This is a genomic window from Caldibacillus debilis DSM 16016 (genome assembly GCF_000383875.1).
GTDB classification, from domain to species: domain Bacteria; phylum Bacillota; class Bacilli; order Bacillales; family Caldibacillaceae; genus Caldibacillus; species Caldibacillus debilis.
Genome location: NZ_KB912893.1, coordinates 19,160 through 33,197 on the forward strand (window position 1 = coordinate 19,160; position 14,038 = coordinate 33,197).

9 protein-coding genes are annotated in these 14,038 nt (G+C 53.1%); all 9 read left to right on the plus strand.

Annotation, left to right across the window (positions count from 1 at the left end; genetic code table 11):
* The first annotated feature begins 36 nt into the window (after nucleotides 1-36).
* The 9 genes from rplL to tuf all read left to right on the plus strand — a co-directional run bounded on the left by rplL (nucleotide 37) and on the right by tuf (nucleotide 13,554).
* Nucleotides 37-405 carry a 50S ribosomal protein L7/L12 gene (gene rplL, locus A3EQ_RS0111770; RefSeq protein WP_020155381.1) on the plus strand — a complete coding sequence of 123 codons (369 nt, stop codon included), beginning with the start codon at nucleotides 37-39 and terminating at the stop codon, nucleotides 403-405.
* Nucleotides 405-1,064, plus strand: coding sequence for a class I SAM-dependent methyltransferase (locus A3EQ_RS0111775; protein WP_020155382.1), 660 nt, complete (start codon nucleotides 405-407; stop codon nucleotides 1,062-1,064). The genes rplL and A3EQ_RS0111775 overlap by 1 nt, the downstream gene beginning before the upstream one ends.
* 273 nt (nucleotides 1,065-1,337) lie before the next feature.
* Nucleotides 1,338-4,907: a DNA-directed RNA polymerase subunit beta gene (gene rpoB, locus A3EQ_RS0111780; RefSeq protein ID WP_020155383.1), complete on the plus strand. Its 3,570-nt coding sequence runs from the start codon at nucleotides 1,338-1,340 to the stop codon at nucleotides 4,905-4,907.
* Between the two features lie 95 nt (nucleotides 4,908-5,002).
* Nucleotides 5,003-8,605 (plus strand): DNA-directed RNA polymerase subunit beta', encoded by a 3,603-nt coding sequence (rpoC, locus tag A3EQ_RS0111785; protein WP_020155384.1) that lies wholly within the window; start codon nucleotides 5,003-5,005, stop codon nucleotides 8,603-8,605.
* 130 nt (nucleotides 8,606-8,735) lie between these two features.
* Complete coding sequence (locus tag A3EQ_RS0111790; protein WP_020155385.1) at nucleotides 8,736-8,984, plus strand: 50S ribosomal protein L7ae-like protein; 249 nt, start codon at nucleotides 8,736-8,738, stop codon at nucleotides 8,982-8,984.
* Between the two features lie 101 nt (nucleotides 8,985-9,085).
* Entirely contained in the window at nucleotides 9,086-9,508 is a 423-nt protein-coding gene (gene rpsL, locus A3EQ_RS0111795; protein WP_026499922.1) for a 30S ribosomal protein S12, read from the plus strand.
* Nucleotides 9,509-9,609: 101 nt separating this feature from the next.
* Nucleotides 9,610-10,080 (plus strand): 30S ribosomal protein S7, encoded by a 471-nt coding sequence (gene rpsG / locus A3EQ_RS0111800; protein ID WP_026499923.1) that lies wholly within the window; start codon nucleotides 9,610-9,612, stop codon nucleotides 10,078-10,080.
* A 72-nt stretch (nucleotides 10,081-10,152) separates the two neighbouring features.
* Nucleotides 10,153-12,231 (plus strand): elongation factor G, encoded by a 2,079-nt coding sequence (gene fusA / locus A3EQ_RS0111805; RefSeq protein ID WP_020155388.1) that lies wholly within the window; start codon nucleotides 10,153-10,155, stop codon nucleotides 12,229-12,231.
* Nucleotides 12,232-12,366: 135 nt separating this feature from the next.
* Nucleotides 12,367-13,554, plus strand: a complete 1,188-nt coding sequence (gene tuf / locus A3EQ_RS0111810) for an elongation factor Tu (RefSeq protein WP_020155389.1) — start codon at nucleotides 12,367-12,369, stop codon at nucleotides 13,552-13,554.
* The last annotated feature ends 484 nt before the right edge of the window (nucleotides 13,555-14,038 follow it).

A 14,038-nucleotide genomic window follows, 5' to 3' on the forward strand; every position in this document is an offset into this window, starting at 1 on the left:
CATAATCTGAAAAAACAATAAAGGGAGGAAAATGGAATGACGAAAGAACAAATCATCGAAGCCATTAAAAACATGAGCGTTTTGGAATTAAACGATCTGGTAAAAGCCATTGAAGAAGAATTCGGCGTAACCGCCGCAGCTCCCGTGGCTGTTGTGGGTGGTGCCGCTCCCGCCGGCGAAGCGGCTGAAGAAAAGACCGAATTTGATGTCGTCTTGGCCGATGCCGGCGCCCAAAAAATTAAAGTTATTAAAGTGGTCCGCGAAATCACCGGCCTTGGTTTGAAAGAAGCGAAAGACCTCGTCGACAACACGCCGAAACCGGTCAAAGAAGGGGTCTCCAAAGAAGAAGCGGAAGAAATCAAAGCCAAGCTGGAAGAAGTCGGCGCAACCGTCGAAGTAAAATAATGAAAAAAGCCCGCATGTTTGCGGGCTTTTTTGCAAGGAAAGGGGAGAAGAGCGACTTGACCGATCATTATTATTCGCCGGACCCCTCCGCCGAAAGCAGGCCGTCCCTTTGGCAGGACACGTTAAGGGGATTTTCCCTGACTTTCAAAACGGACCGGGGCGTTTTTTCCAAAAAAAGAGTGGATTTCGGCACGCGGCTCCTGATCGAATCCTTTTCGGCGGACGGTCCGTCCGGCCCCATCCTCGATTTGGGCTGCGGATACGGACCGATCGGGCTCGCCGTCGCCAAATCCTTTCCCGACCGGATTGTCCACATGGTCGACGTAAACCGGCGGGCATTGGAGCTGGCGGAAGAAAATGCGAACATCAACGGCTGCTCCAACGCGCTCGTTTATGAGAGCGACGGGTTTGCCGGCATATCGGAACGGTCCTTCGCTGCGATTTTGTCCAATCCCCCGATACGGGCGGGGAAAAAAGTGGTCTATCCGATGTTCGAGAAAAGTTTCGAACACCTCGCGGACGGAGGCCGGCTGTGGATCGTCATTCAGAAAAAACAAGGGGCTCCTTCCGCCTTGAAAAAACTCGAAGAGATTTTTGCCGAAGTGGAAACCGTCCGCAGGGAGAAGGGTTATTACGTTTTTTGCGCAAAAAAAATTTGACTCGGTTTCACGCATATGTTAATATAATAAAATGCCAATAAGTGTATAGGGGCTTTGTCTGTCCGCATGTGCAAGAATATCCCATTCAAAAAATGGAAAATATAGAATAAATAACAAATCATACGGCTGATTGCGGTTTTCTCGGGAAACCCTTTTTTCTTTTATATATAATTAAGTTTTGTCTTTGGGGGTGAATCATTTCTTTTTATATAGATTATAGCAGAAAAATTCGGTTTCATGTATTCCAAATTGCTTTTTTGAGGGGTGAATCTTTTGACAGGCCATCTGGTTCAATACGGAAAGTACCGTACGCGGAAGAGCTTTGCAAGGATTCGGGAAGTTTTGGAATTGCCGAATTTAATCGAAATCCAAACCTCTTCCTACAAGTGGTTTCTTGAAGAGGGTTTGCGGGAAATGTTCCGGGACATTTCCCCCATTGAAGATTTTACCGGCAATTTGTCCTTGGAATTTGTCGACTACAGCCTAGGCGAGCCGAAGTATACCGTCGAAGAGGCCAAAGAACGCGACGTTACGTATGCCGCGCCTTTGCGTGTGAAGGTGCGCTTGATCAATAAAGTGACGGGGGAAGTCAAAGACCAGGAAGTGTTCATGGGCGATTTTCCGCTCATGACCGAAACGGGAACGTTCATCATCAACGGCGCCGAGCGGGTCATCGTTTCCCAATTGGTTCGTTCGCCGAGCGTTTACTACAATGACAAAGTGGACAAAAACGGGAAAAAAGGTTTCACCGCCACGGTGATCCCGAACCGGGGAGCCTGGCTTGAATATGAGACCGATTCGAAGGATATCGTCTATGTCCGCATCGACCGTACCCGCAAACTGCCGGTTACCGTATTATTGCGGGCGCTCGGTTTCGGTTCCGACCAGGAAATCATCGACATTCTCGGCGACAATGAGTACTTGCAAAATACCTTGGAAAAGGACAATACGAACAGCACGGAAAAAGCGTTGATCGAAATCTATGAACGGCTGCGTCCGGGGGAACCGCCGACTCCGGAAAACGCGAAAAATCTGCTCATTTCCCGGTTTTTCGATCCGAAACGGTACGATTTGGCCAATGTCGGCCGTTACAAAATCAACAAGAAGCTACATATTAAAGAACGGCTGTTCGGCCAAACATTGGCTGAAACCCTCGTGGATCCCGAAACGGGGGAAATCATTGCCGAAACGGGCACCGTATTGGATCGGCGCACCCTCGACCGCATCTTGCCCTATCTGGAAAAGGGAATCGGCGTGAAAAAATTGCAGCCGAACGGCGGCGTGCTGGATGAGGAAGTTTTAATCCAGTCTATTAAAATATTTGCCCCTTCGGAAAACGGACAGAAGGTCATCAACGTCATCAGCAACGTTGTCGATGACTCGGTAAAGCATATTACCCCGAGCGATATTATCGCATCGATCAGCTATTTCTTCAACCTGCTTTACAACGTGGGAAGAACGGATGATATCGACCATTTGGGGAACCGGCGCCTCCGTTCGGTGGGCGAACTGCTGCAAAACCAGTTCCGCATCGGCCTGTCGAGAATGGAACGCGTTGTAAAGGAACGGATGTCCATCCAGGACACGAATACGATCACGCCGCAGCAATTGATTAACATTCGTCCGGTGATTGCGGCGATCAAAGAATTTTTCGGAAGTTCCCAGCTCTCCCAATTCATGGACCAGACCAACCCGCTCGCCGAATTGACCCATAAACGGAGACTTTCCGCATTGGGGCCTGGCGGATTGACGCGGGAAAGGGCCGGGATGGAAGTCCGCGACGTCCACTATTCCCACTACGGAAGAATGTGCCCGATTGAAACCCCGGAAGGTCCGAATATCGGGCTGATCAACTCCCTGTCCACCTACGCGCGGGTGAACCGTTTCGGGTTCATTGAGACCCCGTACCGGAAAGTCGATCCGGAAACCGGCCGGGTCACGGATGAAATTCATTATATGACCGCCGATGAAGAAGATAACTATGTGATCGCCCAGGCGAACGCCCGGCTGAACGAGGACGGAAGCTTTGCCGACAAGGAAGTCTTCGCCCGTTTCCGCGGGGAAAACTTGGTCGTGCCCGTCGACCGGGTGGATTACATGGACGTTTCGCCGAAACAGGTCGTATCCGTCGCCACTTCCTGTATCCCGTTCCTGGAAAACGACGACTCCAACCGGGCCCTGATGGGTGCCAACATGCAAAGACAAGCCGTTCCCCTTTTGGTTCCGGAAGCGCCCATCGTCGGCACCGGCATGGAATACGTAGCCGCACGTGACTCGGGAGCGGCGGTCATCTGCAAGCACGACGGCATCGTCGTTCATGTGGAAGCGCGGGAAATCCGGGTGCGCCGGATTGAAATCGTCGACGGAAAAGAAGTGGAAGGGGATATCGACCGCTACAAACTGCAAAAATTTGTCCGGTCCAACAACGGGATGTGCTTCAACCAAATCCCGATCGTGAAAGTCGGCGAACGGGTATCGAAGGGCGATATTTTGGCCGACGGGCCCTCCATGGAAAAGGGGGAACTCGCCCTTGGCCGGAACGTGCTGGTCGCCTTTATGACCTGGGAAGGATACAACTATGAAGACGCGATCATCATGAGCGAAAGGCTCGTTAAAGAAGACGTCTACACCTCCATTCATATTGAAGAATATGAACTGGAGGCCCGCGACACGAAACTCGGTCCCGAAGAGATTACCCGGGACATCCCGAACGTCGGGGAAGATGCCCTCCGCAATTTGGATGAACGGGGCATCGTCCGCATCGGGGCCGAGGTGAAAGACGGCGATATTTTGGTCGGAAAAGTGACGCCGAAGGGAATGACGGAACTGACCGCGGAAGAACGGCTCCTCCACGCGATTTTCGGGGAAAAGGCGAGGGAAGTCCGCGACACGTCGTTGCGGGTTCCCCACGGAGGTGGAGGAATCGTCCTCGACGTGAAAGTCTTCAACCGGGAAGACGGGGATGAAATGCCGCCGGGCGTCAACCAGCTGGTCAGGGTGTACATCGTCCAAAAACGGAAGATTTCCGCGGGGGACAAAATGGCGGGGCGCCACGGGAATAAAGGGGTTATTTCGCGGATTTTGCCCGTGGAAGACATGCCCTTCCTGCCGGATGGCACGCCCATCGACATCATGTTGAATCCCCTCGGTGTCCCGTCCCGGATGAACATCGGCCAAGTTTTGGAACTCCATCTCGGAATGGCCGCCAAAAAACTCGGCATGTATGTCGCGACTCCCGTCTTTGACGGGGCGACGGAGGACGATGTTTGGTCGATGATTGAAGAAGCGGGGATGGCCAAGGACGGAAAGACCATCCTCTACGATGGCCGGACGGGAGAACCCTTTGACAACCGCGTGTCCGTGGGCGTGATGTACATGATCAAGCTGGCGCACATGGTCGACGACAAATTGCATGCCCGCTCCACCGGACCGTATTCCCTGGTCACCCAGCAACCGCTGGGCGGGAAAGCCCAATTCGGCGGGCAGCGGTTCGGCGAGATGGAAGTGTGGGCGTTGGAAGCCTACGGCGCGGCTTATACCCTCCAAGAAATTTTGACCGTCAAATCCGACGATATCGTCGGGCGCGTCAAAACCTATGAAGCGATTGTAAAAGGAGAAAACGTCCCTGAACCGGGTGTTCCGGAGTCCTTTAAGGTGTTGATCAAAGAACTGCAAAGTCTGGGTCTGGACGTGAAAATCCTCTCCAGCAACGACAAGGAAATCGAAATGAAGGAATTTGAAGATGATGACGATTTCCAACAAACGGACACGTTCCCGATCCAGTCGGAACAGGCGAAACAGGAAAATGCCGGCGGTGAAAAAGTCGGCGCCGCCGATAAGTAACGGCCGGCCGCCGACCCCTTTCCGACGACTGGAAGATCTCCGGCCAAATGCCCCTCAAATGCTGGAAAATCTAGATGAAATGGGAGGTAATCTCCTTGCTGGATGTCAATAACTTTGAATATATGAAAATCGGCCTCGCTTCGCCGGACAAAATCCGTTCCTGGTCTTACGGCGAAGTGAAAAAACCGGAAACGATCAACTACCGGACGTTGAAACCCGAAAAGGACGGATTGTTCTGCGAGCGGATTTTCGGTCCCACGAAGGACTGGGAATGCCACTGCGGAAAGTATAAGCGGGTCCGTTACAAAGGCGTCGTCTGCGACCGGTGCGGCGTCGAAGTGACCCGCTCCAAAGTTCGCCGGGAAAGGATGGGGCATATCGAGCTGGCCGCCCCGGTTTCCCATATTTGGTATTTCAAGGGGATCCCGAGCCGGATGGGCCTCGTCCTCGACATGTCTCCGCGGGCCTTGGAAGAAGTCATCTATTTTGCGTCCTATGTGGTCACCGAGCCTGGGAACACCCCTCTGGAAAAGAAGCAATTGCTGTCCGAAAAGGACTACCGCATGTACCGGGAAAAATACGGAAATAAATTCCAGGCGGGCATGGGCGCGGAAGCGATCAAGAAGTTGCTCCAAGATATCGATTTGGAAAAGGAAAGCAAGATGCTCCGGGAAGAATTGAAGACCGCCCAAGGGCAGCGGAGAACCCGGGCCATCAAACGCCTGGAAGTCATTGAAGCCTTCCGGAATTCGGGGAACGATCCGGCCTGGATGATCCTCGACGTGCTTCCGGTCATTCCTCCCGAGTTGCGCCCCATGGTTCAGCTGGACGGCGGCCGGTTCGCCACTTCCGATTTGAACGACTTGTACCGGCGCGTCATCAACCGCAACAACCGGCTGAAGAAATTGCTCGATTTGGGGGCGCCCAGCATCATCGTCCAAAATGAAAAACGGATGCTCCAGGAAGCCGTCGACGCCCTGATCGACAACGGCCGGCGGGGCAGGCCGGTCACGGGTCCCGGAAACAGGCCCCTCAAATCCCTTTCCCATATGCTGAAAGGGAAACAAGGCCGATTCCGCCAAAACCTGCTCGGGAAACGGGTGGATTATTCCGGGCGTTCGGTTATTGTCGTCGGGCCGAACTTGAAGATGTATCAATGCGGCCTGCCGAAGGAAATGGCCATCGAACTTTTCAAGCCTTTTGTCATGAAGGAACTGGTGGCGAAGGGCTACGCCCACAACATCAAATCGGCGAAAAGAAAGATTGAACGTCTCCATCCGGAAGTTTGGGACGTTTTGGAAGAAGTCATTAAAGAACATCCGGTTCTCTTGAACCGTGCCCCGACGCTGCACAGACTGGGGATCCAGGCCTTTGAACCGACCTTGGTGGAAGGCCGGGCCATCCGCTTGCATCCGCTCGTATGTACGGCGTACAATGCGGACTTTGACGGCGACCAGATGGCCGTGCACGTTCCCTTGTCGGCGGAAGCCCAGGCCGAGGCGCGCATGCTGATGCTGGCCGCCCAGAACATTTTGAACCCGAAGGACGGGAAACCGGTCGTTACGCCTTCCCAGGACATGGTCTTGGGCAACTATTACTTGACGCTGGAACGGGAAGGGGCAATCGGCGAAGGGATGGTATTTAAAGACCGCGACGAGGCGCTTCTCGCCTATCAAAACGGCTATGTCCATCTCCACAGCCGGATTGCCGTCCACGCCGGATCGTTAAACAACCCGACGTTTACGGAAGAACAAAATAAAATGCTGCTTTTGACGACCGTCGGAAAATTGATCTTTAACGAGATCCTGCCGCCTTCCTTCCCGTACATCAACGAGCCGACAAAATACAACCTGGAGCATGAAACGCCGGCTAAATATTTCATCCATCCGAGCGAAAACGTCAAAGAAGTCATCCGTTCCCGTGAGCTGGTGCCTCCCTTCAAGAAAGGGATTTTGGGGAGCATTATCGCCGAAGTGTTCAAACGCTATAAGATCACGGAAACTTCCAAGATGCTCGACCGGATGAAGGATCTGGGCTTCCATTACTCGACGAAGGCCGGAATCACCATCGGCATTTCGGACATTATCGTGTTGCCGCAAAAGCAGGAAATTTTGGATGAAGCCCAGAAAAAAGTGGACAATGTCCAAAAACAATTCCGAAGAGGTTTAATCACGGAAGAAGAACGCTACGACCGGGTCATTTCCATCTGGAGCCAGGCCAAGGATAAGATCCAAGGCAAGCTGATGGAAACCTTGGACCGCTTGAACCCGATCTATATGATGAGCGATTCGGGGGCCCGGGGGAACGCCTCCAACTTCACCCAGCTGGCGGGGATGCGCGGCCTGATGGCCAACCCGGCGGGAAGGATCATCGAACTTCCGATCAAATCCAGCTTCCGCGAAGGGCTGTCCGTCTTGGAATACTTTATTTCCACCCACGGCGCCCGGAAGGGTTTGGCCGATACGGCGCTGAAAACGGCGGACTCCGGGTACTTGACAAGACGTCTCGTCGACGTGGCGCAGGATGTCATCGTGCGTGAAGAAGATTGCGGCACCGACCGGGGCCTCCTTGTCCGCGAGTTAAATGACGGCACGGAAGTCATCGAAACCCTGGAAGAACGGGTGATCGGACGCTTCGCCCACAAGACCGTCAAGCATCCGGAAACCGGCGAAATCCTCGTCAGACGCAATCAGATGATCACCGAAGAAATCGCCGAGAAGATCGTCGAAGCCGGCATCAAAGAAGTCTGGATCCGTTCGGCCCTCACCTGCAACACCCGCCACGGGGTTTGCAGGAAATGTTACGGCCGGAATCTGGCGACCGGGGAAGAAGTGGAAGTCGGCGAAGCTGTCGGAATCATCGCCGCCCAATCCATCGGCGAACCGGGAACCCAGCTGACGATGCGGACGTTCCATACCGGCGGCGTCGCCGGCGACGATATTACCCAAGGTTTGCCGCGGGTCCAAGAGCTGTTTGAAGCGAGAAACCCGAAAGGGCAAGCGACCATTTCCGAAATCGACGGCAAGGTCATCGCCATCAATGAAGGGCGCGACCGCCAACAGGAAATTGTCGTCGAAGGAGAAGTGGAAACGCGGACCTATACCGTCCCCTATACGGCAAGATTGAAAGTGTCCGTCGGCGACACGGTCGAACGGGGCCAAGAATTGACGGAAGGATCCGTCGACCCGAAAGAATTGCTGAAGGTGAAGGACGTCCAATCCGTCCAGGAATATTTGCTGCGTGAAGTCCAGAAGGTTTACCGGATGCAAGGCGTGGAGATCGGCGACAAACACATCGAAGTGATGGTCCGGCAAATGCTCCGGAAAGTGCGGATCATCGATTCGGGAGACACGGATCTCCTGCCGGGCACCTTGATGGATATCCACCAATTCACGGACGCCAACGCGAAGGTTTTGAAGGAAGGGAAGCTTCCCGCCACCGGGAAACCGGTGCTGCTGGGGATCACGAAGGCATCCCTGGAAACCGACTCCTTCCTTTCCGCCGCATCCTTCCAAGAAACGACCCGGGTGCTTACCGATGCGGCGATCAAAGGGAAAAAGGATGAATTGCTCGGCTTGAAGGAGAACGTCATCATCGGAAAACTGGTGCCTGCCGGAACGGGCATGCTCAGATACCGGAAAACGAAGATCCGGAGGAAAACGGAGGAAGAGGCGGCAAACGAAGTGAAGGCAGAATGACTTTTCCAAGCCGGCGGCGCCAGCCGCCGGCCGCCTCTTGATGTTTTATGAAAAATATTGACAATTAAATACGAAGGTGATACTATAGCAAAGGTGCTCCTAACAACCTGTTGTTTTGGAGGATATCCTCATGTCTTATGAAAAAATCAAACAGGCGAAAAAAGTGGTCGTTGGCATGAAGCAAACGATCAAGGCGTTGAATTCCGGGACCGCAACCGAGGTGATCGTCGCCGCCGATGCGGACAGCCAGATTTTGACGAAGGTGAAGGAGCTGGCCGCGGAAAAGGGCGTTCCGCTGACGGAAGTCGGGTCCATGAAGGAGCTGGGCAAGGCGGCCGGAATCGACGTAGGAGCAGCGACTGTAGCTATTATTGAATGATGGTTGCCGGGAAAGGTGCGGCAACGGCGCTAATTTTTTGTCCAAAAATGAACCGCCTGGCTATGTGGGCTTAAACTTTTCTTGAAGGGAGGACGATTTGAATGCCTACAATGAACCAATTGGTGCGCAAACCGCGCAAAAAAGTGAAGGAAAAATCAAAATCCCCTGCGCTGAATAAGGGATGGAACAGCTTCAAAAAGGTGCTGACGAACGTACCGTCTCCGCAAAAACGCGGCGTATGCACCCGTGTCGGGACGATGACGCCGAAAAAACCGAACTCTGCGCTGCGGAAATACGCCCGTGTTCGTTTGTCCAACGGGATTGAAGTGACCGCGTACATTCCCGGAATCGGTCATAACTTGCAAGAGCACAGCGTCGTTTTAATCCGCGGCGGCCGGGTTAAAGACTTGCCGGGTGTCCGCTATCACATCATCCGCGGTGCGCTGGATACGGCCGGCGTCGAAAACCGCAGACAAGGCCGTTCCAAATACGGAGCGAAAAAACCGAAAGAGAAAAAATCATAAAATGAAAGCATAAGGTGCCGTTGATTCCTTCAGGCACCGGCCGAACGACGAGCGACAGACGTTTGCAAATCATGCAAAAACTGCTGAAAGGAGGAACGATCATGCCACGTAAAGGTCCGGTACCAAAAAGAGATGTGATGCCAGATCCGATCTATAATTCCAAACTCGTTACCCGTTTAATCAATAAAATCATGATCGACGGAAAGAAAGGAAAAGCGCAAACGATCCTGTACAGAGCCTTTGACATCATCCGCGAACGCACGGGGAAAGACCCGATGGAAGTGTTTGAGCAAGCTTTGAAAAATGTCATGCCTGTATTGGAAGTTCGCGCCCGCCGCGTGGGTGGCGCAAACTACCAAGTTCCGGTGGAAGTCCGTCCGGAACGCCGCACGACCCTCGGGCTCCGGTGGCTGGTCCACTATGCCCGCTTGCGCAATGAAAAAACGATGGAAGAACGTTTGGCCAACGAAATCATGGACGCTGCCAATAATACGGGCGCGGCGGTGAAAAAACGGGAAGATACCCACAAAATGGCCGAAGCGAACAAGGCGTTCGCCCATTACCGCTGGTAATGGCCTTGCGCCGAATCATTTGGCGGACGCCGCTTAACGCAGATCGATTTTCAGTAGGAAGGAGAAAGAGGGATGCCAAGAGAGTTCTCCTTAGAAAAAACAAGAAATATCGGGATCATGGCACATATTGATGCCGGTAAAACGACGACCACGGAACGGATCCTGTTTTACACCGGAAAAATCCATAAAATCGGTGAAACCCACGAAGGCTCCGCCCAAATGGACTGGATGGAACAAGAGCAGGAACGCGGGATTACGATCACGTCCGCCGCGACTACGGCTCAGTGGAAGGGGCATCGGATCAACATCATCGATACCCCGGGCCACGTCGACTTCACCGTGGAAGTTGAACGGTCGTTGCGCGTTTTGGACGGGGCGATCACGGTGCTCGACGCCCAATCCGGCGTTGAACCCCAAACGGAAACCGTCTGGCGTCAGGCGACCAACTACGGGGTGCCCCGGATCGTATTTGTCAATAAAATGGATAAAATCGGCGCCGATTTCCTTTATTCCGTAAAAACGCTGCATGACCGTCTCGATGCCAACGCCCATCCGATCCAATTGCCGATCGGTGCGGAAGACCAATTCAAGGGCATCATCGACCTGGTGGAAATGAGGGCCCACTTCTACAAAGACGAGCTCGGAACGGTTGACGAAGTGACCGACGTTCCCGATGAATATAAAGAGATGGCGGAAGAATACCGCAATAAGCTCATCGAGGCCGTTGCCGAATTCGATGACGAGCTGATGATGAAGTACTTGGAAGGGGAAGAAATCTCCGTCGAAGAATTGAAAGCCGCCATCCGGAAAGGGACGGTATCGGTTCAATTCTACCCGGTGTTGTGCGGATCGGCATTCAAAAACAAAGGGATTCAGCTGATGCTTGATGCGGTCATCGATTATTTGCCCGCCCCGGTCGACATTCCGGACATTAAAGGGGTGGATCCGCAAACGGATTCGGAAACGACCCGTCCGTCCAGCGATGACGCTCCCTTTGCGGCGCTGGCCTTCAAGGTGATGTCCGACCCGTACGTCGGAAAACTCACCTTCTTCCGGGTCTATTCGGGCGTTCTGTCTTCCGGTTCCTATGTATTAAACTCGACGAAAGGGAAACGGGAACGGATCGGGCGGCTGTTGCAAATGCACGCCAACCACCGTTCGGAAATCTCGGAAGTATATGCCGGCGATATCGCCGCTGCCGTCGGGTTAAAAGATACGACCACGGGGGATACTTTGTGTGATGAAAAGAATCCGGTCATCCTCGAATCCATGGAATTCCCGGAACCGGTAATCCACGTGGCCATCGAGCCGAAGACGAAGGCGGATCAGGACAAAATGGCGGCGGCCCTGCAAAAGCTGCAAGAAGAGGATCCGACGTTCCGCGCCCACACCGATCCGGAAACGGGCCAAACGATCATCGCGGGTATGGGTGAGCTCCACCTTGACATCATTGTCGACCGGATGCGCCGCGAATTTAAGGTGGAAGCCAACGTCGGTCAGCCGCAGGTGGCTTACCGGGAAACCTTCCGTTCTTCCGCCCAGGTGGAAGGAAAATTCATCCGCCAATCCGGCGGACGCGGCCAATACGGGCATGTCTGGATCGAATTCTCGCCCAATGAAAGGGGCAAAGGATTCGAATTCGAAAATGCCATCGTCGGCGGCGTCGTTCCGAAAGAATATATTCCCGCCGTCCAGGCCGGCCTCGAAGACGCGATGCAAAACGGCGTTCTCGCCGGATATCCGGTTATCGACATTAAGGCGAAACTGTTTGACGGTTCCTACCACGATGTGGACTCCAGTGAAATGGCCTTTAAGATCGCCGCATCCATCGCGTTGAAAAACGCCGCGAAGGTCTGCGATCCGGTATTGCTGGAGCCGATCATGAAGGTGGAGGTCGTCATTCCGGAAGAGTACTTGGGCGATATCATGGGCGACATCACGTCCCGCCGCGGCAAAGTCGAAGGAATGGAAGCCCGCGGTAACGCTCAGGTTGTCCGGGCGATGGTTCCGCTGGCGGAAATGTTCGGCTACGCCACGGCGCTGCGCTCCAATACCCAAGGCCGCGGAACGTTCACGATGGTGTTTGACCACTACGAAGAAGTTCCGAAAAACATCGCCGAGGAAATCATCAAAAAAAATCAGGGTGAATAATTGATTTTGCCTATTCAATAGAGTATAACTACTAGTGTAAGCAATGGAGGCTAAGGAACGGCGGTTTCCTTGGCCGTCCATTTCCAAATATTTCATTTGTTTATTAATATATTTTTAAAAAGGAGGATCATCCTAATGGCAAAAGCGAAATTCGAACGTTCCAAACCCCACGTTAATATTGGGACTATCGGACACGTTGACCATGGCAAAACGACCTTAACGGCTGCGATTACCCACGTTCTCGCAAAACAAGGGAAAGCGGAAGCCCGCAATTACGACCAAATCGACAACGCGCCGGAAGAAAAAGAACGTGGAATCACCATTTCCACCGCCCACGTGGAATATGAAACCGACAAACGTCACTATGCCCACGTGGACTGCCCGGGCCACGCCGACTATGTGAAAAACATGATCACTGGCGCTGCGCAAATGGACGGAGCGATTCTCGTCGTATCCGCCGCTGACGGTCCGATGCCGCAAACCCGTGAACACATTCTTCTCTCCCGTCAAGTGGGCGTTCCCTACATCGTTGTTTTCTTGAACAAATGCGACATGGTGGACGACGAAGAATTGCTTGAACTCGTCGAAATGGAAGTTCGTGACCTGTTGTCCGAATATGAATTCCCGGGTGACGAAATTCCGATCATCAAAGGTTCTGCCTTGAAAGCGTTGGAAGGCGACCCGCAATGGGAAGAAAAAATCGTCGAATTGATGAATGCGGTTGACGAATACATTCCCACTCCGCAACGGGAAATCGACAAACCGTTCATGATGCCCGTTGAAGACGTATTCTCCATCACCGGACGCGGTACCGTTGCCACCGGACGTGTGGAACGCGGCACCTTGAAAGTCGGTGACGAAGTGGAAATCATCGGTTTGACCGACGAACCGAAGAAAACGACCGTAACCGGCGTTGAAATGTTCCGCAAACTGTTGGACGAAGCGCAAGCCGGTGACAACATCGGCGCCCTTCTCCGCGGGATCGGCCGGGACGAAGTGGAACGCGGCCAAGTCTTGGCGAAACCCGGTTCCATTACGCCCCATACGAAATTCAAAGCGGAAGTCTACGTACTGACCAAAGAAGAAGGCGGACGCCATACCCCGTTCTTCTCCAACTATCGTCCCCAATTCTATTTCCGTACGACGGACGTCACCGGCGTGATTACCTTGCCGGAAGGCGTGGAAATGGTCATGCCCGGGGACAATGTGACGATCGAAGTGGAATTGATTTCGCCGATCGCCATTGAAGAAGGGACGAAGTTCTCCATCCGGGAAGGCGGACGCACGGTCGGTGCCGGCGTCGTCTCCTCCATCCTGAAATAAGCATTTCAAACGAACAAAGAGCAGGCAGGGGAACCTGTCTGCTCTTTATTTCATCGCTACATATTCAGAAAAATCGAAAATGTTTTCGCCTCCAATTTTTTCCGTGGGGAACGAAGCCGCCGGGAAAAGGGGCGGAACCGGCTCTTCTCTTCCCTTGGCGAGGTTGAAAAGCGGGGGTGATGCATGTATAATAAAAAAGGCCTTTTCGGAGGCAGGAATACAGAAAGTGGTGTCAAGCGTCAGTGAAAATGTCATACTAACGCGTCAGTGAATATGTCACTGATATATTTACTTTGACCTCAGTTCATTCAAGCCGGTTTCAGTTCCTTTGAATTCGTGGGCCTATATTTGCGCCAAGGATGATCAGGTCCTGGCTTGTACGATTTCTTTTCTGAGCTCTCCTTTTTCTTTTCAGGAGTTTTTGCCGCTTTGTTCCGGGTTGCTTCCATCAAGGGGTAGGGCTTACCTTTGTACCAGACAAACA

Coding starts and splice junctions, on each gene's coding strand:
- A3EQ_RS0111790 (WP_020155385.1), top strand. CDS start 8,736: ATGTCTTATGAAAAAATCAAACAGGCGAAAAAAGTGGTCGTTGGCATG.
- A3EQ_RS0111775 (WP_020155382.1), top strand. CDS start 405: ATGAAAAAAGCCCGCATGTTTGCGGGCTTTTTTGCAAGGAAAGGGGAG.
- rplL (WP_020155381.1), top strand. CDS start 37: ATGACGAAAGAACAAATCATCGAAGCCATTAAAAACATGAGCGTTTTG.
- rpsL (WP_026499922.1), top strand. CDS start 9,086: ATGCCTACAATGAACCAATTGGTGCGCAAACCGCGCAAAAAAGTGAAG.
- fusA (WP_020155388.1), top strand. CDS start 10,153: ATGCCAAGAGAGTTCTCCTTAGAAAAAACAAGAAATATCGGGATCATG.
- tuf (WP_020155389.1), top strand. CDS start 12,367: ATGGCAAAAGCGAAATTCGAACGTTCCAAACCCCACGTTAATATTGGG.
- rpsG (WP_026499923.1), top strand. CDS start 9,610: ATGCCACGTAAAGGTCCGGTACCAAAAAGAGATGTGATGCCAGATCCG.